The organism is Chryseobacterium sp. c4a (assembly GCF_009900745.1).
In the GTDB taxonomy this organism is placed as follows: domain Bacteria; phylum Bacteroidota; class Bacteroidia; order Flavobacteriales; family Weeksellaceae; genus Chryseobacterium.
In genome coordinates, this window is record NZ_WXVU01000001.1 from 400,034 (window position 1) to 419,925 (window position 19,892).

General features: G+C 35.8%; 17 protein-coding genes. 6 read left to right on the forward strand and 11 right to left on the reverse strand.

Translation table 11 applies throughout. The annotated features are described in order from the left end of the window. Position 1: 1 nt before the first annotated feature. Genes thrC through thrA form a run of 3 tightly spaced genes read right to left on the reverse strand, consistent with a single transcriptional unit; the run spans position 2 to position 4,708 of the window. Positions 2–1,306 carry a threonine synthase gene (gene thrC / locus GTR01_RS01880; protein WP_160136177.1) on the reverse strand — a complete coding sequence of 435 codons (1,305 nt, stop codon included), beginning with the start codon at positions 1,304–1,306 and terminating at the stop codon, positions 2–4. A gap of 5 nt (positions 1,307–1,311) precedes the next feature. Next, positions 1,312–2,247, reverse strand: coding sequence for a homoserine kinase (locus GTR01_RS01885; protein WP_160136178.1), 936 nt, complete (start codon positions 2,245–2,247; stop codon positions 1,312–1,314). A gap of 10 nt (positions 2,248–2,257) precedes the next feature. Further along, the gene (thrA, locus tag GTR01_RS01890) at positions 2,258–4,708 is read right to left on the reverse strand and encodes a bifunctional aspartate kinase/homoserine dehydrogenase I (protein WP_160136179.1); all 2,451 of its coding nucleotides are present in this window, start codon (positions 4,706–4,708) and stop codon (positions 2,258–2,260) included. 333 nt (positions 4,709–5,041) lie between these two features. Between thrA and GTR01_RS24870 the strand changes: the two genes are divergently transcribed. The 3 genes from GTR01_RS24870 to GTR01_RS01900 all read left to right on the forward strand — a co-directional run bounded on the left by GTR01_RS24870 (position 5,042) and on the right by GTR01_RS01900 (position 5,723). Beyond that, on the forward strand, positions 5,042–5,236 hold the full coding sequence (locus tag GTR01_RS24870) for a bacteriocin-like protein (protein ID WP_410492562.1): 195 nt from the start codon (positions 5,042–5,044) through the stop codon (positions 5,234–5,236). Positions 5,237–5,303: 67 nt separating this feature from the next. After that, a complete protein-coding gene (locus GTR01_RS01895; RefSeq protein WP_160136180.1) occupies positions 5,304–5,474 on the forward strand; it encodes a bacteriocin-like protein in 171 nt (56 codons plus the stop codon). Between the two features lie 36 nt (positions 5,475–5,510). After that, positions 5,511–5,723 carry a hypothetical protein gene (locus tag GTR01_RS01900; protein WP_160136181.1) on the forward strand — a complete coding sequence of 71 codons (213 nt, stop codon included), beginning with the start codon at positions 5,511–5,513 and terminating at the stop codon, positions 5,721–5,723. Positions 5,724–5,818: 95 nt separating this feature from the next. Here GTR01_RS01900 and nadA read toward each other — a convergent pair whose 3' ends face one another. The 3 genes from nadA to GTR01_RS01915 form a co-directional block, all read right to left on the reverse strand. Beyond that, the gene (gene nadA / locus GTR01_RS01905) at positions 5,819–6,838 is read right to left on the reverse strand and encodes a quinolinate synthase NadA (protein ID WP_160136182.1); all 1,020 of its coding nucleotides are present in this window, start codon (positions 6,836–6,838) and stop codon (positions 5,819–5,821) included. Between the two features lie 106 nt (positions 6,839–6,944). Then, positions 6,945–7,508 (reverse strand): guanylate kinase, encoded by a 564-nt coding sequence (gmk, locus tag GTR01_RS01910; protein ID WP_160136183.1) that lies wholly within the window; start codon positions 7,506–7,508, stop codon positions 6,945–6,947. Between the two features lie 70 nt (positions 7,509–7,578). After that, positions 7,579–8,436, reverse strand: a complete 858-nt coding sequence (locus GTR01_RS01915) for a YicC/YloC family endoribonuclease (protein WP_160136184.1) — start codon at positions 8,434–8,436, stop codon at positions 7,579–7,581. 95 nt (positions 8,437–8,531) lie between these two features. On the opposite strand from GTR01_RS01915, the gene miaA reads away from it, so the two are divergent. Continuing rightward, a complete protein-coding gene (gene miaA, locus GTR01_RS01920) occupies positions 8,532–9,446 on the forward strand; it encodes a tRNA (adenosine(37)-N6)-dimethylallyltransferase MiaA (RefSeq protein WP_160136185.1) in 915 nt (304 codons plus the stop codon). Positions 9,447–9,660: 214 nt separating this feature from the next. On the opposite strand, the gene GTR01_RS01925 is transcribed toward miaA, so the two are convergent. The 4 genes from GTR01_RS01925 to GTR01_RS01940 form a co-directional block, all read right to left on the reverse strand. Further along, positions 9,661–11,073 (reverse strand): efflux transporter outer membrane subunit, encoded by a 1,413-nt coding sequence (locus GTR01_RS01925; RefSeq protein ID WP_160136186.1) that lies wholly within the window; start codon positions 11,071–11,073, stop codon positions 9,661–9,663. A gap of 211 nt (positions 11,074–11,284) precedes the next feature. Continuing rightward, positions 11,285–14,467, reverse strand: a complete 3,183-nt coding sequence (locus GTR01_RS01930; protein ID WP_160136187.1) for an efflux RND transporter permease subunit — start codon at positions 14,465–14,467, stop codon at positions 11,285–11,287. A gap of 39 nt (positions 14,468–14,506) precedes the next feature. Further along, entirely contained in the window at positions 14,507–15,667 is a 1,161-nt protein-coding gene (locus tag GTR01_RS01935) for an efflux RND transporter periplasmic adaptor subunit (protein ID WP_160136188.1), read from the reverse strand. A gap of 369 nt (positions 15,668–16,036) precedes the next feature. Further along, on the reverse strand, positions 16,037–16,633 hold the full coding sequence (locus GTR01_RS01940; RefSeq protein ID WP_068944580.1) for a TetR/AcrR family transcriptional regulator: 597 nt from the start codon (positions 16,631–16,633) through the stop codon (positions 16,037–16,039). 291 nt (positions 16,634–16,924) lie between these two features. Between GTR01_RS01940 and GTR01_RS01945 the strand changes: the two genes are divergently transcribed. Next, positions 16,925–17,479, forward strand: a complete 555-nt coding sequence (locus tag GTR01_RS01945; RefSeq protein WP_129055869.1) for a thioredoxin family protein — start codon at positions 16,925–16,927, stop codon at positions 17,477–17,479. Between the two features lie 196 nt (positions 17,480–17,675). Here GTR01_RS01945 and GTR01_RS01950 read toward each other — a convergent pair whose 3' ends face one another. After that, on the reverse strand, positions 17,676–18,539 hold the full coding sequence (locus GTR01_RS01950) for an AraC family transcriptional regulator (RefSeq protein WP_160136189.1): 864 nt from the start codon (positions 18,537–18,539) through the stop codon (positions 17,676–17,678). A 123-nt stretch (positions 18,540–18,662) separates the two neighbouring features. On the opposite strand from GTR01_RS01950, the gene GTR01_RS01955 reads away from it, so the two are divergent. Further along, positions 18,663–19,892: an MFS transporter gene (locus tag GTR01_RS01955; protein ID WP_160136190.1), complete on the forward strand. Its 1,230-nt coding sequence runs from the start codon at positions 18,663–18,665 to the stop codon at positions 19,890–19,892.

Consider the following 19,892-nt stretch of genomic DNA (forward strand, 5'->3'; position numbering starts at 1 on the left):
CTTAATTTTTATCAAGCAAAAATCGTCTTAATTCTTCAAAATCTGAATTTATTTCTACAGTTTTTTTCTCCTTTTTCATGAGGTTCTCCAGAGATTGGGGAATTTCAATTTTTGTTTTGATCGCATTTTCTACGGCATCAGGGAATTTTACGGGATGTGCCGTTCCCAGAATGAATCCTTTTTTACCTGGGTTTTCTTTAAGGTATTGTTCTAAAGAGGCAAAAGCTACAGCACTATGAGGATCCAGGATATAATGGTTTTCTTTATATACTTTTGTAATTGTTTGCATCGTTTTCTCATCGTTAATGGAATAACCGGATATCTTATTTTTTAAAAGATCAAATTCATTGTTGAAAAGTTCCATGATTCTGACAAAATTACTTGGGGCTCCTACATCCATAGCATTGGATAATGTTGCTACAGTTTTTTTAGAGTTAAATTTTTCAGTTTTTAGATATTCCGGAATTACATCGTTAGCATTGCAAGCGGCAATAAAATGTTCTGCAGGAAGACCACGGAGGTGTGCTAAAATTCCGGCACAAATATTTCCGAAATTTCCACTCGGAACAGCAATAACAGGAGTTTTATTTTCTGTCTGCTGCCATTGTTTTAATGCTAACAAATAATAAATCTGCTGTGGAAGCCATCTGGCAACATTAATAGAATTGGCTGAAGTCAAAAATAATTGTTCATTGATTTCTGCATCGGAGAAGGCTTGCTTTACTAAACCTTGACAATCATCAAAACTTCCATTAACTTCCAATGCATAGATGTTTTTTCCTAATGCTGTAAGTTGTTTTTCCTGAACGGGACTTACCCTGTTTTTAGGATAAAGAATGACAACTTCTATTCCCGGAAGATCATAAAATCCGTGAGCAACAGCACCGCCGGTATCTCCTGAAGTGGCTACCAAAACAGTAACTTTTTTCTGCTGGCCTTCTAAAAAATAAGACAAACAACGACTCATAAAGCCTGCTCCAATATCTTTAAATGCCAGAGTTGGGCCATGAAAAAGTTCCAACACTGAAATATCATCATTAATCTTTCTCAATGGGATGTTGAAATTAATGGTTTCTGAAACAATTTTTTTTAATATTTCAGAAGGAATTTTTTCACCAACAAAGTCTTTCATACATTGATAAGCAATCTCCACATCAGAATATTGATGAAGGTTTTGAATAAATTCTGTATCAAATAGAGGAAGGTTTTCCGGGAAAAATAATCCTTTATCTTTTCCTTGTCCTTTTATGGCTGCTGCTTTGAAATCAACAATTTCCTCGTGGTCTTTTAAATTATAATATCTCATTTGTTTTAATCTTGTTTAGGTTCTTCAATGATTTCAATTCCTACAGGATTTATTTTGGAAACATAGACAAAGCTATCTATATTGATTTCGTCATAGATAGATTTCATCAGATCAGCGATCTTTTCGGCAGTTTCTTTTTCTTCTGCCAACATAAAAATAGAAGGCCCTGATCCTGAAATTCCGCCTCCCAGAGCTTCAAGCTGAAGACTCATTGATTTAATTTCATCAAATTTTGGAATTAGGATACTTCTTACCGGCTCTATAATAACATCGTTCAGGCTCCTGCCAATTAATGCAAAATCATTTTTCTGAATACCAGCGATCAATCCTGCAATATTTCCCCATTGCTCAACAGCACTTTTTAAGGGGATGTTTTTCTTTAGAATCTGCCTTGAATCAGACGTTTTAACTTCAACCTGAGGATGCACGGCAGCAACAAATAAATCTGGTGTGTTCAATGGAATGATATCAATGGGATGAGTAGATTTTACCAGGGTAATTCCACCATAAATGCATGGAGCAATATTGTCTGCATGACGGACTCCCGAAGCAAGTTCTTCTCCAAACATAGCAAAATGTACCATTTCGTCTTTTGACAGAATATTTCCTAATAAAATATTGGCTCCAAGGGCGGCTCCAGCGGCGCTAGCCGCGCTGGAGCCAAGCCCGCTTCCAGGCTTTATATGTTTATGAATAATGACCTCAAAACCATTTTCCAGATTAAAATGTTCCTGGATTTTTAAAAGAACTACTCCTGCAACATTTTTGGACGGCTCTTCCGGGAGACCAAAGAAGTCTTTATGTTTAATAATGATTTCTGAAGTTTCCAATAAACGGATTTCCATTTCATCATAAGGCTCATTGACTGCCATTCCAAGGATATCAAAGCCACATACCAGATTGGCTACTGTAGCCGGAATTTTTAATTTTACTTTTTTCATATTTTTGTTTTTAAACTGAACGGATGATGTCTGCGAAAATTCCACTTGCAGTTACTTCTGCTCCGGCACCGGCTCCTTTTATAACCAATGGCTGTGCGGAATATCTTAATGTTTTAAAAATGACAATATTATCTTTTCCATAAAGATGAAACAGATCGCTTTCCGGAGCTACATGCTGTAAACCGACTCTAGCTTTTCCGTCTTTAAATTCTGCGGTATATTTTAGTATTTTTCCTTCTTTTTGAGCATTGTCGAATAAATATTTAAAGTGACTTTCATATTCTGTAAGCTTTTCGTAAAAATGTTCTACACTCCCTTCCATACAGGCTTCAGGCAGAAAACCAGTGTTTTCAATCTCTTCAAACTGAAGGGGATATCCGGCTTCTCTGGCAAGAATTAAAATTTTCCTGGCTACATCTGTTCCCGAAAGGTCAAGCCTTGGATCCGGTTCGGTATAACCTTCTTTTTGGGCTTGGGCTACCACCTCAGAAAATTTTCTGTTTCCGTCATAAGTGTTGAATACAAAATTTAATGTTCCACTAAGGACGGCTTCAATGGATGTAATTTTATCACCACTTTTGATAAGATCGTTGATCGTTCCTATTACTGGAAGACCTGCTCCAACATTTGTTTCGAAGTGAAAGCTGCAGTTATGGTTTCTGGCTGTATTTTTTAGAGAGGTGTATTTTTCAAAATCTGATGAAGCTGCAATTTTATTACAAGCAACAATATTGATACTTCTTTTCAATAAGCGCTCATATACTTTCGGAATTTCCGAACTTGCTGTAATGTCCACAAAAACAGAATTTCTTAAATTACGTGCTATAATTTCTTCAGCAAATTTTTGAACAGAAGCTTCCATACCCGATTCATTCCAGTTGATGTATTCTTCTTCAGAAATCCCTTTGTCAGCAAAGATCATTTTGCGACTGTTGGAGAGGCCGGCAATTCTTAAATTGATAAAATGATGCTCTCTTAAATATTGATTCTGATTATAAATCTGTTGGATAAGCTTAGTACCTACATTTCCTGTTCCACAAATGTAGAGGTGAATCTGCTTGATTTCAGATTCAAAAAATTCTTCATGAAGAACATTCACCGCTTTTTTGGCATCTTTTTCAGCAACCACAACGCTGATATTTCTTTCTGAGGAACCTTGGGCAATGGTTCTGATGTTGATTCCATTATTCCCCAGGCATCCAAACATTTTAGCACTTACACCGCTTCTGCTTTTCATATTTTCCCCTACTAATGCTACAATGGAAAGGCCTGTTTCAATATTGATAGGAGCTATTCTTTTTAAATTAATATCATCTGCAAAAGACAAATTAATGGCATTTTCGGCTGCTGATTTATCTTTTTCATGAATCGCAATAGTGATAGAGTGTTCTGAAGATCCTTGTGTAATCAGAATAACATTTATTTTTTCCTGGCTCAGACATTGGAAGAGTTTTGCAGAAATTCCAGGGATTCCTATCATGCCACTACCTTCTAAAGTCAGAAGAGCAATATTTTCCATATTTGAAATTCCCACAGCGATCTGCTGTTTTTGATGTTCTGCATTATTCAGGTGATGAGAAATTAATGTTCCTTGGGCTTCCGGATCGAAAGTGTTTTTAATTTTAAGGTTGATATTTCTAACCATCACAGGCTGAATTGACGGTGGATAAATAACTTTTGCTCCAAAGTGAGAAAGTTCCATGGCCTCATGATAAGATATTTCAGCGATGGGTTTAGCTTGGGATGCCAGACGAGGATCTGCAGTCATCATTCCGCTTACATCTGTCCATATCTGAAGTTCCTCCGCATGAATGGCAGCAGCAATAATTGCAGCAGTATAATCTGAACCACCACGTCCTAATGTTGTAGTAGAACCTTTTTCATCACTAGCAATAAAACCAGGCCCTATGATAATACGGTTTTGGTGTTGATTGAAATAATTTTTAAAATTACTTTCAGTACTCTTAAAATTCACCTTTGCGTTGGTAAAATTGCTGTCTGTTTTGATGAGTTCAGCAACATTCATCCATAAACAATCTAATCCTTGATACTGAAGTCGTGCGGCTATAATATTAGAAGACAAAAACTCTCCATATGAGGCAATTTTATCTTTGATTCTTAAAGTAAGTTCACCAAGAATAAAGATTCCGTTATAGATATCTTCGAGATCATTGAAATGTTTTTTTACAAAGCTGAGTTGGGAACTTTGTTCTAAAATGGGGATGAGTTCTTTGACAAGGTTCAGGTGTTTTTCTTCTGCATTTTTAAGAAGCTGAAGATAATCTTCGTTTTTAACGGATGCATATTCTGCAGCCTGAAGCAGAAGATCTGTTACCCCATGAAGGGCCGATACAATAACTACAATATTATTTTTTGCAGATTCATTTTTAACAATGTTTTCCACCAGCAGAATATTCTGAGAATTGGCGACTGAAGTTCCGCCGAATTTTAAGATTTTCATCTATTATTTTTTTAAGGTTAGGTAAAGTGAGAGAGCTACTCTTTAAAAAAAGAGTACAGGGTACCGAAAATAATATGTGAAAATTTACCCCTTTATGGGGTAGTCGTTGTAGTTGTGAATGTAGAAACAGAAGATACTCCTGAAATAGGTGATTTCAGGATAGAAATATCAGATATGTTTCTAGAAAAATTCATTGTAACGGAACAAATGTACAAATTATTTTGAAATAGACAACTTTTAAGATTATAAATTAATAAGTCCTTTTTTAGAGATGTATTTTGCGTAATTAATTAAAAATCTTATATTTATGATATTAACTAAAACAAAAATCCTATGAAAAATTCAAAAAAAATTAAGAGAGAAAATTTAAAATCAATTAATGGAGGTGGACCTGGTAATTGTTATGAAACTTGTCCTATTGGTCCTTATGGTCCGAATGATGTAAGATCATGTGAGAGCTTTTATAGCTTACCTGAATGTTGTAAAGGAAGGGTAATTGTAAGCAGTGAATGCTTTGGACCCTATTAATTTTTTTAATAGAATACAATTATTATACAACAGTATTTTTTACTTATCATCTTAAAATTAAAACATTATGAAAACAATTAAAAAATTAACACGAGAGCAAAAGAAAAGTATCAATGGTGGTGCAACCCAAATTCAAATTGATGCTTGTGGTAGCGAGCAGCTTGTATGCTTTATGGGAGGAGGTAAATGGGGGTGTTGGCTAAAACCGGGTGGGAAATGTTATGCTCCAATGCTGTAACTTGAACCAGATTATAATCATTCAAAATTTTACCGTATGAAAAAATTATCAAGAACAAAGCTGAAAGATATTAAAGGGCAACAAATGAGTGGCTGTGCCAGATGTTCAACCTCAGGAAACTACGGCGATGGCCCTGAATATACTTATGGTTGTATGAGTTTTTGGGGATTATCACCCGAATGCAGAAACTGTGTAGATGTAAGTGCAGACTGCTATGGCCCCGATTATTCCGATTACTATAATCATTAAGGATCATGTAATAAACATCAAAAATGGATGGTGAAGTATTTCAATTAGATCACCATTAAAAAATAAAAAAGCACTGTTTTTACAGTGCTTTTTGCTTATTTTATACTTTTAGAAAGATCAAGCATGGCCTCAATGGGCTTCAATGCTTTTACTCTTAATTCTTCGTCGATAAGAATTTCAGGAAGTTCATATTTCATACATAAGTACAATTTTTCCATTGTATTACGTTTCATATAGAAACACTCTGAGCAATTACAGCTTTCGTCAAAAACCAATGCTGGAATCAATTCTTTATGTGGTGCACGTTTTCTCATTTCGTGAAGAATTCCTTCTTCTGTTGCAATGATAAACTTCTGGCAATCGTCTTTTTCTACATAATCCAATAGAGCAGATGTGGAACCAATAAAGTGGGCTAGCTTTAAAACTGCTTCTTCACCTTCCGGGTGTGCAATCATTTTCGCATCCGGATTATCTGCAAGTTGCTTTGCAATTCTTTCCATAGAAAATGCTTCGTGTACGATGCAGCTTCCATCCCAAAGGATCATATCACGACCTGTCTTTTTAGATAAATATCTTCCCAGGTTTTTATCCGGTGCAAAAATGATAGGTCTGTCTTTTGGAAGAGCTTCAATAACTGTTTCAGCATTGGAGCTTGTCACAATAATATCACTTTCTGCTTTTGTTTCTGCATTACAGTTGATGTAAGTGGCAATTAAAGCATCAGGATGTTGTTCACGCATTTTTCTTAGCCCTTCTCCAGAACATCCGTCTGCCAGAGAGCATCCAGCCATTGTGTCAGGTAAAACTACTTTTTTAGTTGGGTTAAGAATTTTGGCTGCTTCAGCCATGAAATGCACTCCGCAGAATACGATCATATCAGCATTGGTTTCCTTTGCTTGTCTTGCTAATTGCAAAGAATCTCCAAGGAAATCGGCAATGTCCTGAATTTCTCCCGGTTGGTAATAATGCGCAAGGATTACAGCGTTTTTCTCTTCTTTAAGTTTCAGAATGGCTTTTACCAGTTCTTCTCCCTGAGGAATCGCTATATCTTTTATATCCAAAAATCCTTTTACAGGAATTGCAGATTTAGCTTTTTCTAATGTTTCGGTACTCATATCAACCTCAATGTTTTTTATTATCAGAAGTTAGAGGTTAGAAATTAGAAGTTAGATTTTGATGAAAGTATATCGCTTCCATCTTCTGACCTCCATCTTCCAGCCATTAATTATTGATAAAACTTTTTATTAAACTTTCTATTTCTTTTTTAGCTTCATCAAGATCGGAATTGATTACGATCCTGTCAAATTCACTGGCGTAAGACATCTCTTCTTCCGCTTTTTCAACACGGGTTTTGATGGTTTCTGCATCATCCGTATTTCTTGAAATCAATCTTCGTTCCAATTCTTCAATGGAAGGCGGTTCTATAAAAATAGACAATGCCTTTTCTCCGAAGTATTTTTTCAGGGAGATTCCTCCTTTTACATCTACATCAAAAATAACAACTTTTCCCTGATTCCAGATCTTTTCTACTTCAGATTTTAAAGTCCCGTAATATTTATCAGTGTATACTTCTTCATATTCTACAAAAGCATCTTCTGAAATTTTCTGTCTGAATTCATCAGGCGTTAAAAAATGATAGTCTACTGCATGTACTTCACTTCCTCTTGGTTGTCTTGTGGTACATGAGATTGAAAATTCAAGTTCCGGGAAGGTTTCCAGGGAATGCTTTACCAATGTAGTTTTTCCGCTTCCAGATGGTGCTGAAAATATAATTACTTTATCCATTTAGATTAGAGATTTTTAGATGGGAGAGGTGAGACAGAATCTCATCTTCTCTTGTCTATAGGTCTATTGTCTATAATACGTTTAACGTTTGTTCTTTAATTTTTTCCAGATCGTCCTTCATCTTCACTACAAGTTTCTGAATTTCGGCATGATTGGCTTTTGAACCTAATGTGTTGATCTCTCTTCCGATTTCCTGAGAAATAAAGCCCAGTTTTTTACCGTTGAAAGATTCATTGTCCATTACTTCTTTATAATACTTCAAATGTTGGGCAAGTCTTACCTTTTCTTCTGAAATATCCAGTTTTTCTGTGAAGTAGGCCATTTCCTGATAGAAACGCGTTTCATCCACATTTTCGAATTCTTTCAGAGTCTTTTGGTAACGTTCTTTTACACTTACGATTCTTTCTTCTTCAAAAGGAATCACCTCACCCAGATACTTATCAATATTTTGAATATTTCTGTTAAGTTCTTCATGTAAATTGCTGCCTTCAGTGGTTCTGAATTCTTCAAAACGGTCTACGGCTGCATTAACGATTTTAGCCAATGCTTCCCATTCGCCTTCTGTAAGTTCATCAGGTCTTGAGGTAATGGCATCAGGAAGTCGAACTGCCATTTTCAGGTATTCGAAATCAGGGCCATCTGATGCAATATTTTTAAGTTCATTGATGTAGGAATCAATTAAACCTTTATTGATTTTTACATCATTAGATTCTTCAAGGTTTTCAATATTGACGTAGCAGTCAACTTTTCCACGGATAATTCTATCGTTAAGAATTTTTCTGATCTCAAATTCTTTTTCTTTATAGCGTAAAGGAATTTTGATATTTAAATCAAAGCTCTTGCTGTTCAGTGATTTAATATCTATTGTTATTTTTTTTCCTTCAAAAACATCTTCGGCTCTACCGAAGCCAGTCATTGATAAAATCATAGTTTTTTATTGTTCTACAAAGATAAACATTTAAATTAGCACAGTGAAATCTGTAAAAGATTCTATTTTGCTGATAAAATAATGAATGTGCACCGATGAAAAATCTGATTTCTGTAGTAGGCCCCACCGGAATAGGGAAGACAAAACTAGCCATTGATCTGGCAAAACATTTCAATACTGAAATTATTTCCTGTGATTCCAGACAGTTTTTCAAGGAAATGAAAATAGGAACAGCAGCACCCTCGGAAGAAGAATTAGCTGAAGCACTTCATCATTTTATCGGAAACCTTTCGGTAGAAGAATATTATTCTATAGGGCAATATGAAGAAGATGCCCTGAAAAAACTCAATGAACTTTTTAAAAATCATAACACCGTTATTCTTGTAGGGGGAAGTATGATGTACGAAAAAGCTGTCATTGAAGGATTGAATGACCTTCCTGAAGCAGATATTGAAAATCAGGAAAAGCTTCAGAATATCATGGAAGAGGATGGAATAGAAAGACTTCAGGAAATTTTAAAGGAATTGGATCCCGAATATTTTGAAGTGGTGGATATTCACAATCATCGAAGACTTTTACGTGCTATTGATGTTATCTGGCAAACCCATAAAAAATACTCTGAACAAATTGCTGTTTCTCAGGATTCCAGAGATTTTAATGTGATAAGAATCGGAATTGAAGCTCCCAGAGAAGAATTGTATGACAGGATCAATCGCAGGGTTGATATAATGATGGAAAAAGGTCTTTTGGATGAGGTAAAAGGATTGGAAAGATTTAAAGAGCTTACCGCTTTGAATACTGTTGGTTATGCTGAACTATTCAAATATTTCGATGGTGAATGGGATTTGGATTTTGCCATTTCTGAAATTAAAAAGAACAGCCGCCGATACGCTAAACGACAATTGACTTGGTATAGAAAGGCTGAAGATATTCATTATTTGCAGTTGGGATATTCTCAACAGGATTATGAAGATTTGCTGCTTTGGATAACCGGGCAGTTCCAGAAATAATTTTTTCAATTTACATACTCTAGATATTTATTTTTCATTTGAAAATATAAGTTGAGATTCTTTACTCCATGTTGTTCCGTTCAGAATGACAACGCAAATAATTAGACGCTCCAAGGTAATCTAAAGCACTTTTTTATGTTGATTTACTACAGGATAACAATAAAAAAATGCGATCCATAAAGAATCGCATTATAAAACAATATAATTAAATTTACTACTTCCAACCGCCGCCCAGCGCTCTGTATAAATCTACAATGCTGCTTAATCTCTGTCTTTTAATGGAAGCAAGATTCAACTCAGCCTGAAGAGAATTTCCTTGTGCGGTAATCACTTCAAGATAATTGGCCGAACCTCCTCTGTAAAGAAGTTGTGCACTTTTAATTCCATCTTTTAAGGTGGTAGATTGCTCGGCTGCTTTTTGTTCCTGAACTTTTAAGTTTTCATTGGAAACCAAAGCATCCGAAACTTCACCTACGGCATTCAATACAGATTGACGGAATGCCAGTACATTTTTTTCTCTTTGAATTTTAGCGACCTCAAAATCCGTCTTCAATTGTCTTTTCTGAAAAATAGGTTGAGTAATTCCGCCTAAAACAGATCCAAATAATGATGCAGGAATTTGAAACCAGTTATCAAATTTGAATGAATTTACTCCGCCATTAGCTGTAATTTTTAATGAAGGATACATATTGGCTTGGGCAATTCCTACCATTGCATTAGATTCCAATAAAACCAATTCTTGTTGACGGACATCCGGTCTGCGGCTTACCATAGCTGCCGGAAGACCTGCCATGATATTCTGCGGCAGGGAAGTATCAGACATTTCCAGCGTTCTGTTGACTTTATTAGGAGTTTCACCAACTAAAATACTCAAAGCATTTTCCTGAATAGCAATATTCTGTTCCAATTGCGAGATCAAAAGTTCAGTGGCTTGTTTCTGAGCACTTGCTTGCTGTACTCCTAAAGAAGTCGTATCGCCACTTTCCCACATCTTTTGTGTAATCATCAGGGTATTGCTGCTCAACTCCAGATTAGATTTGGCAATGGCTAATTGTTTATCCAGCATCAAAAGATTGTAATATCCTTGAGCAATGGCAGCTACAACCTGTGTTTGAATAGCTTTTGAGCCTTCATAAGTCTGAAGGTACTGCATTCTTGAAACTTCCTGTTGATTTTTAATTTTTCCCCAGATATCAGCTTCCCATGATAAATTGAACGCAGCATTATAATCTTCAACATGGCTTGAACCTAAAAATAGATTGAGACTTTGCCCATTCATGCTGTTTTTGGATGGCTTTGAAATTTGTGCTGACACTCCAAAACCAACATCAGGATATTGCATATACTTTGCCTGTTTCAGTTTTTCCTGTGAAGAGGCTACCTGTTTTAAAGCAATTTGAAGATCATAATTGTTTTTAATTCCTTTTTCAATCAATCCCTGCAAAATAGGGTCATTGAAAAATTGTTTCCATTCCAGGTTGGCAATACTGGCTGTATCCGCAGTAGCTGTGTATTGAAACTTTTCCGGAATCGGTAGATCCGGTTCCGTGTATGCCAATTTTGACACACAGGAAACAGATCCTAAAGCTATGGCGAATGTTAATATAATATTTTTTAGTCTTTTCATAGTTTTGTTTATTAAACTTAGAAACTTTGAGGAATACTTATGATTATAGAATGACACGAATGTTTATGATGGTATTGATATGGAAAGTCAAGAGTTTTCAAAACGTATACGTATTTCCTATGTTCAGCTTTTCTCACCTTAAAATGGCTCGGTGCTGAAAGCTATTGTATTCCTCAATAGTTTATATAATTTTATTTTACCACAGACGTAATTAATTGGTGGTAGCTAAAAGCTCTTCTTCCATTTGTTTTTTCAGAAGTCTTTTCTTCTTTTTACTTGGCATTTTTTCGTGCAGGTATTGGAAAACCACATACATCACCGGAATAATGAATATTCCAAATACAACTCCTGTCAGCATTCCTCCTACTGTACTGTAACCGATAGAATGGTTTCCTTTTGCAGAGGCTCCCTGTGTCCAAACCAATGGAAGCATCCCAACAATGAAGGCAAAAGAAGTCATCAGGATCGGTCTTAGACGTAATCTTGAAGCCTGAAGAGCTGATTCAATCAATGATCTTCCTGCTTTTCTTCTCTGTACTGCAAATTCCACGATCAGGATGGCATTTTTGGCCAATAACCCGACCAGCATAATTAATCCTACCTGTACATAAATATTGTTATCAATCCCAGCTAATCCTGTAAAAGCAAATACCCCGAATATTCCTGTTGGAATGGTTAAAATAATAGCAAATGGAAGAATATAACTTTCATATTGAGCGGATAGCAGGAAATACACAAATAAGATGCTCAGAAGGAAAATGAAGGTAGTTTGTCCTCCGGTTTTGATCTCTTCACGAGTGATTCCCGTCCATTCATAACCATATCCTCTTGGAAGTGATTGTTTAGCTACTTCTTCAACAGCTTTGATGGCATCTCCTGTACTGTATCCAGGTTTTGGAGTACCATTGATGGTTACAGCATTGAAAAGGTTATTTCTAGTTACGGTTTCTGGCCCGAAAGTTCTTTTCAAGGTTACCAAAGTTTTAGCAGGAACCATTTCTCCTGATTTATTTTTCACATAGATTCCTTCCAAAGAGTTGATATCTGTACGATAAGGAATATCTGCCTGAGCCATTACTCGGTAGTATTTTCCGAATCTGTTGAAATCCGAAACGAAGCTACTTCCGTAATAAATCTGCATGGTTTGCATTAATTCAGTTACTGAGACTCCTAGCTGATTGGCTTTATCTGTGTCTACATTAATAGTATATTGTGGGTTTCCGGCTGCATAAGTAGTAAAAGCAAATGCAATTTCCGGACGTTTCATCAATTCACCAATGAATTGTTGAGTAGTTGTTCCCAATTGTTCAAAAGAACCATTGGTTTTGTCCTGCAACATAAATTCAAAACCTGAAACGTTACCAAATCCCTGAATCGTAGGGAAGTTAAAGAAGAATGCATTGGCATCTTTTACCTGGCTTACTTTCCCTGTTAATGCAGCGGCAATCTGATCAGGATCTTTCATGTTTCCACGCTTATCATAATCTTTAAGTTTAATGAAACCTGCAGAATAAGGAGAAGCATTAGCATTACTAATAAAGTTCATCCCATCGGCTACCCAAAGGTGATTGGTGGCTTTTTCTCCGTTGATAATTTTGTCAATCTGTGCCGTAGCATTATGCGTTCTTTCCAGTGAACTTCCCGGAGGAGTATTCACAGCATATAATACGAATCCCTGGTCTTCTGTTGGAATAAATCCTGAAGGCGCTTTTTTAATCATAAAAACACTGGCTGCCGTAATCACAACAAGACCTCCAATGGCTACCCATTTGTTTTTGATTAAAAATTTGAGACTGTAGATATATTTTTTGGTCATGTTGTTGAAGCTGGCATTAAATGCATTGAAAAATCTAGCTCCAAAACCTTTTTTATGACCATGTTCGCCATGTTCTCCCTGAGGATCGTTCAGGAAAAGTGCACATAATGCAGGACTTAATGTTAATGCATTTACTGCAGAAATCATGATCGCAATTGCTAATGTAAAGGCAAACTGTCTGTAGAAAACTCCCGCAGGTCCCTGCATAAATCCAACCGGAATAAATACAGCACACATCACCAATGTAATGGAGATAATCGCTCCTGAGATCTCACTCATGGAATTCATGGTGGCATGTTCTACAGGCATTCCTGTTTGTTCCATTTTAGAATGGACAGCTTCTACCACCACAATAGCATCATCCACTACAATACCGATGGCCAGTACCAATGCAAATAAAGTAAGCATGTTGATACTAAAACCAAACAATTGCAGGAAAAAGAAAGTACCAATAATAGCTACAGGCACTGCAATAGCCGGAATTAAGGTCGATCTGAAATCCTGAAGGAAAATAAATACTACAATAAATACAAGAATAAATGCAATCACTAATGTTTCCACTACCTGGTGGATTGAAGCATCAAGGAAATCCTTGGAATTATACATGATAATTGGCTTCACTCCTTTAGGTAGAGTAGTACTGAACTGATCTACCTGTTTTTCAATCTCAGTCAGGATCTCATTAGCGTTGGATCCGGCTGTCTGTAGAATAGCAAATCCTGCAACCGGTTTTCCGTCTACTCTGTTTGTTGCTGTATACGTATAAGAACCGAATTCTACTCTTGCAACATCTTTTAATCTTAAGAATGATCCGTCACTATTCGCTTTGATGGCGATACTTTCATAATCTTCGCCTTTGTTCAGCTTTCCTTTATATTTAAGGATATATTCATAAGTTTCCTTACTTCCCTGGCCAAGCCGCCCTGGAGCTGCTTCAAGGTTGTGATCTTTGATAGCATTCAGAACTTCCTGTGGAGAAAGATTGTTGGCAGCCAAACGATCTGGTTTTAGCCAGATTCTCATGGAATAATCTCTTGTTCCGAAAACCTGAGCCTGGGCAACTCCTGGAATACGCTGAATTTGAGGAATCACGTTAATTTTAAGGTAATTCTGTAAGAAAAGTTCATCATATTGTTTTGGATCATCGCTGGATAATCCCATGAACATAATCATACTGTTCTGAACTTTCTGTGTTGAAATTCCGGCTTGTACTACTTCCTGAGGAAGCTGGCTCATCGCTTTTGATACACGGTTTTGAACGTTTACTGCAGCATTATCAGGATCAGATCCCTGCTTAAAGAAAACGCTTAGAGTCATAGTTCCGTCATTACTGGAGTTGGAAGTCATGTAGGTCATGTTTTCAACCCCGTTTACAGCTTCCTCAATAGGAGTTGCTACAGAACGTGCTACTACTTCAGCATTTGCTCCCGGATAGAAAGCCGTTACCTGAACACTTGGCGGGGCAATATCAGGAAAGAGAGCAATAGGCAAATTAAAGAGAGACAAGGCTCCCAATAATAAGAGTATTATGGAGATGACCGTTGAAAGTACCGGTCTTTCTATAAATTGTTTTAACATAAGAAGTTTATTTTTTTAAGTCTTCTGCATTCAGAATATTTACAAAGGTTTTGCTCTCAATAAACTGTCTGAAGAAATAGCTTTAGGTCTGATAGAAGCACCATCTTTCAGGTTTCCGATTCCGGTATAGACGATTTTTTCTCCTGGTGAAAGACCTTCAGAGATAAAGTAATAACTGTCTGTTTTTCCAGAAATTTTGATAGGTTTTCCGGTTACTTTCTTATCCTTATCCATTACATAGACATAGGTTTTGTCCTGAATCTCGAAAGTAGATTCTTGTGGAATAACCACCGCGTTTGAAATCAGCTGTGGCATGCGAACTCTTCCTGTATTTCCGGTTCTCAATGTACCGTTGGTATTAGGGAAAACTGCACGTACACTAATCGCTCCGGTTGTTTTGTCAAATTGGCCATCTACAATACTCAGTCTTCCTTTTTCAGGATAAGTACTGTTGTCAGCGATAACTAAATCTACCATTGGCATATTTTTAAGCTTTTCTTCTAAAGAAGCACCAGGATATTTATTCTGGAAAGCAATAAAATCAAGTTCACTTAAAGAGAAATAAGCATAAATCTCGCTGATGTCTGATAATAAAGTCAATGGATTAGGATCTGTTCTTGAGATCAGACTTCCTTTTTTGAAAGGGATTCTTCCTATATATCCGCTTACTGGTGCTGTAATGGTGGTAAAGCCTACATTGATTCTGGCACTTCCTACAGAAGCTCTGGCTTGTGATGCGGCTGCAACAGCAGCTTCATAGTTGGCTTTTGCTGTTTTAAGCTGTACATCAGAAACTACTTTTGCAGCTACCAAAGGCTGAAGTCTGTCAACTTCTACTTTGGCCTTTTGTATATTGGCATTTGCAGCCTGAAGATTGGCCTGAGCCATATTCATTTGTTCACCATAGCTTCTTGAATCTATTTTAAATAAAGGCTGTCCTGCTCTTACGTAAGCGCCTTCCTCTACATAAATTCTATCAAGATATCCATCCACCTGAGATCTGATTTCCACATTGTTTTTTCCTTCTAAAGCAGTTGGAAATTCCTGATATGTGGTAGCAGGAGAAGTAATAACGGTATAAACCGGAAGTTCAGGAGCTGGCGGTGCAGTATTAGATCCTTCTGCAGCTTTGGTGCAGCTCTGTAAAAGAATTATACTTGAAATAAGTACAATAAACCTTGTTTTTCCAGGTATGTTCATTGTTAATTTAATTTTTTTAATGAAGTGTTAGATTGAAGTAATGTTTCTTTTTAATAAATGCTGTTTTTTTTCCTAACAGTGTTAATCGTTAGTTCAAAAAAAATTACAGAATTTTTAATGTCCGATCAGATCGATTGTTTCCATAATTGAATTTTTTAATGTATTTAAGTATATGAAGATGTGAGGTGTAAATTATGTTAATTTTGCTAACGGTGTTAATTTTAAAAGAAAAAATAAGTACCTTTAAACAATCAATGAAGTAGAGTTTTGCATAAATAGTTTTTGTTTTTAATCAGGAATCTACAGTTGAATGATATTAATTCAGTGTTAAATTTCCTAACGGTGTTAATTTTAGTTCAAAAAAATATATTATAAAGACTTAATAAAAGATGAAACCGTTTCATCCAAAGTCGATTTATTCATTGTAGAAGGGATATCACCTGTACGCATCATCATGATAGAAATCATTCCATGCACCGCTGAAAATAGAGCGTGAGACATGTGACATGCATTATCTGTATTGGATCCGTTTTTCTCAATAATGTTGTAAGTACATTCGTAAATTAACTCCTGAAATGACGAAAACTCTTTTTTCATCTGTCCTTTTCCACAACATTGCATTCCCAGACCAAACATCAGTTGGTAATATTCTTTATTATTAAAAGCAAAGCTCCAGTAAGCATCTACAACAGCCACCAACTGCTCTTCAGGAGTGTCATATTGTTGTTGTGCTTTTAATAATTCTATATGTAATTTATGGAAGCCATCTAATGAAATTTCAAATAGAATAGCATCCTTATTTTCGAAATAATCATACACCACCGGTGCGCTGTATTCAATAGCGTCTGCTATTTTACGCATGGAAAGTGATGCCCAGCCCTCAGATTTAGCCAAAGTGAATGCCGCCTGCAAAATACTTGCACGGATGGATTCTTTTTCTCTTTGACGACGTTCATGTAGGCCCATGATATTCTTTTCTTAACAGTGTTAGCAAAACTACAAACTTTTGAAGATATCTTCCAAACGTTATTTTCATTTTCATGAAAAAAGAAGGTTGTGAAATTTTGCAGGAAGCTGGAAGAATGGGTGCTGGAAGTAGTTTAAGTCTATAATTTTGAAATTATTGTAAAAATTAATAAAGTATATAGCTTTATTCGATAAGTATATTGGGAAGAATAGACTTCCATCTTCCGCTCTTATCTTCCTTACCGAATAACGAAAGAAATTTCTATCTTTGTGAAACTAAAGAAAAAGGATATGAATACTCCCTCCAATATGTTGGCATTAGGTACAAAAGCTCCGTTTTTTGAGCTTCCAAACCCGTCAAAAACGAATGAACTTCAGTCTTTAGAAGAACTGAAAGGAGAAAAAGGAACACTGGTGATCTTTATGTGCAACCACTGTCCGTTTGTTCTTCATGTGATTGATAAGATCAATGAGTTATATGAAGACTATAATGAAAAAGGAATTGAATTCATCGCGATCAATGCTAACGATATTGAAAAATATCCGGATGATTCTCCTGAAAAAATGATCGAATTCCAGATTGAAAGAAGATTTGATTTTCCTTATTTATTTGATGAAAGCCAGGCGATCGCAAAAGCTTATGATGCGGCTTGTACCCCTGATTTCTACTTCTTTGATGATAAATTGGATCTTGTATACAGAGGTCAGATGGATGATTCAAGACCTGGGAATAATAAAGATGTTACCGGAGAGGATTTGATTATTGCTTTTGAAAATCTTTTAGCTGGAGAACCTCAGGAAGAAATTCAGAGACCAAGTATGGGATGCAATATCAAGTGGAAGTAATTCTGGTTCTTACTGGTTATAATAATAATATAGGCTGTTCTTTTTAGGACAGCTTTTTTTATTTCCTACAGATTTCCCAGATTACGAAGATATTTTTGATGGTGTTTAGTTTCATTATGATTTTATGACACAAACATCTGTGAAATTCGTAGGAATCTAAGCAGAGTGCTTTACACTGAACTGATTCGCCACCTTTCTAAACGCTCACCTTATTATGTGCGTAATCTTTAATAAATTCCGAAGGAGTCTTCCCTGTATACTTTTTAAACATCCTGTTAAAATACGTTACATTATTAAACCCACAATGGTAACTGCATTCTGAAATAGATCTATCCTGAGCCATCAGCAGACAAGCTTTATTGATACGATATCGGTTTACAAATTCTGTAAAGGTGATCTGGGTTGCTTTTTTAAAAAAATTACAAAAGGCAGGTAAGGTAAGATTGGCCAACTTTGCAACATCTTCAATATTAATTTCCTTGTCATAATGATGTTCTACATATGTGAAAATATTTTCAAGACGCGTTTTATTTTTTGAGATTATGGTGTAGGGCATGATTTCCTTATTCAAAAGGTCATAGTCTTTGCATTTTGACAGTTCAAAAAGAATTTCCAGCAGTAGTAAATATCTTTTATAACCTTCTGATTCCAGCATGAGCCTTAATTTCGGAAGCAGAGCTTTTTTTACTTTATGGTGGAAGTGAATTCCATACTTTGAAAGTTCCAACAAATTTTGGATAGACCTGGCTTCTACTTCCTGTTGAGGAAACTGAAGAATTTCTTCCTTAAACTGAAGGACAATTTCTTCATGCGGATCAATAGAGTTTAGACCAAATCCAGAATGCGGAATATTGGAACCTATTAAAACGAGATCACCATGAGTATAATTGCTTTTATGATACCCAACGTGGCGGGTTCCGCTCCCGGAAATAACACATACCAATTCAATTTCGGGATGATAATGGTATTCCCATTTGAATTCCGAAATAGGAGAGTTATTATGAATTGTCCGAAACGAGCTTTTCTCATTGGGAATTACTCTTTCAAAAGTAACTTTCATTTAATTAATCATATTTAATCACTAAAAATACTAATTATATTAATATTGTTCAAATATTGATTTATTGTGTTAAATTATTGTGAACAGAAATGCTTCTATCTTAGCCGCAAAGAAATAACCTGAATGAAAAACTTCAACATCAAGGCGGTTCTGTTTTTGAACTATTTTGTTTTCGCAATTCTTCTGAATTCTGTGGGAACTGTTATTTTGCAGGTACAGCAGAACTTTGGAATTTCGAAATCATCTGCCAGCGTATTGGAAGGATTTAAAGATCTTCCGATTGCGATATGTTCTTTCATTCTTGCTTCATTTCTTCCTAAGATCGGAATCAAAAAGTCAATGCTAATTGCATTATTTTTGGTGAGCGGAATGTGTTTTGTGATGCCGTTTACCAATGATTTTTGGGTCTTTAAATTATTGTTTGCTATTGTAGGGGTCTCATTTGCATTGATTAAAATTTCTGTTTTTACTTCCATTGGCTTGGTAACAGAAACAGATAAAGAGCATTCAAGCTTCATGGGATTTCTGGAAGGATTTTTTATGATCGGTGTATTGGCAGGAAACCTTTTGTTCAGTTTATATATTGACGATCACAATCCGAAATCTACCCATTGGCTGAATGTATATTGGGTTCTGGGAGCTCTTTCCTCATTGTCTTTTATGTTCTTATTCTTTTCAAAACTGAATGAAAAAGAGGCGAAAAGTGAGAAAACCGATCTATTAGGTGATTTAAAAAACAGTGCAAGTTTATTCAGTTATAAAAAAGTATTGTGCTTTTTATTGTGTGCATTCCTTTTTGTATTGGTAGAGCAAAGTTTCCAGACATGGACACCTACATTTTATAAAGAAATTTTAAAAGTTCCAACGTCTATGAGTATTCAGGCAGGAGCTGTTTTGGCAGGAGCTTTTGCATTGGGAAGATTTTTATCTGGTTTCTTTTCCAGAAAAATAAGTTGGATTTATGTGGTATCATTCTGTGTGATTGGTTTTGCAGCAAGTTTATTGTTGGTACTTCCATTGACTCATGATATTCATATTGATTCCGATACCAACTGGTTGAATGCGCCACTTGTTGTGTATTTATTTCCATTAATGGGCGGTTTACTGGCTCCGATTTATCCAAGCATCAACTCGGTGATTCTTGCTTCTATTCCTAAATACTTGCACAGTGCAATGTCTGGACTGATCGTGGTTTTCTCTGCGATTGGAGGAACAATAGGTTCTATTATTACAGGTTTTGTATTTCAGGAATTCAGTGGACAGCAAGCATTTTATCTATCTCTAATTCCTCTTTCATTGTTGATCACCTCAGCAATATTTATGAATAAATTAAAAATTAATCCTAAAAAATAA

Coding starts and splice junctions, on each gene's coding strand:
- thrC (WP_160136177.1), bottom strand. CDS start 1,306: ATGAGATATTATAATTTAAAAGACCACGAGGAAATTGTTGATTTCAAA.
- GTR01_RS01885 (WP_160136178.1), bottom strand. CDS start 2,247: ATGAAAAAAGTAAAATTAAAAATTCCGGCTACAGTAGCCAATCTGGTA.
- thrA (WP_160136179.1), bottom strand. CDS start 4,708: ATGAAAATCTTAAAATTCGGCGGAACTTCAGTCGCCAATTCTCAGAAT.
- GTR01_RS24870 (WP_410492562.1), top strand. CDS start 5,042: ATGAAAAATTCAAAAAAAATTAAGAGAGAAAATTTAAAATCAATTAAT.
- GTR01_RS01895 (WP_160136180.1), top strand. CDS start 5,304: ATGAAAACAATTAAAAAATTAACACGAGAGCAAAAGAAAAGTATCAAT.
- GTR01_RS01900 (WP_160136181.1), top strand. CDS start 5,511: ATGAAAAAATTATCAAGAACAAAGCTGAAAGATATTAAAGGGCAACAA.
- nadA (WP_160136182.1), bottom strand. CDS start 6,838: ATGAGTACCGAAACATTAGAAAAAGCTAAATCTGCAATTCCTGTAAAA.
- gmk (WP_160136183.1), bottom strand. CDS start 7,508: ATGGATAAAGTAATTATATTTTCAGCACCATCTGGAAGCGGAAAAACT.
- GTR01_RS01915 (WP_160136184.1), bottom strand. CDS start 8,436: ATGATTTTATCAATGACTGGCTTCGGTAGAGCCGAAGATGTTTTTGAA.
- miaA (WP_160136185.1), top strand. CDS start 8,532: ATGAAAAATCTGATTTCTGTAGTAGGCCCCACCGGAATAGGGAAGACA.
- GTR01_RS01925 (WP_160136186.1), bottom strand. CDS start 11,073: ATGAAAAGACTAAAAAATATTATATTAACATTCGCCATAGCTTTAGGA.
- GTR01_RS01930 (WP_160136187.1), bottom strand. CDS start 14,467: ATGTTAAAACAATTTATAGAAAGACCGGTACTTTCAACGGTCATCTCC.
- GTR01_RS01935 (WP_160136188.1), bottom strand. CDS start 15,667: ATGAACATACCTGGAAAAACAAGGTTTATTGTACTTATTTCAAGTATA.
- GTR01_RS01940 (WP_068944580.1), bottom strand. CDS start 16,633: ATGGGCCTACATGAACGTCGTCAAAGAGAAAAAGAATCCATCCGTGCA.
- GTR01_RS01945 (WP_129055869.1), top strand. CDS start 16,925: ATGAATACTCCCTCCAATATGTTGGCATTAGGTACAAAAGCTCCGTTT.
- GTR01_RS01950 (WP_160136189.1), bottom strand. CDS start 18,539: ATGAAAGTTACTTTTGAAAGAGTAATTCCCAATGAGAAAAGCTCGTTT.
- GTR01_RS01955 (WP_160136190.1), top strand. CDS start 18,663: ATGAAAAACTTCAACATCAAGGCGGTTCTGTTTTTGAACTATTTTGTT.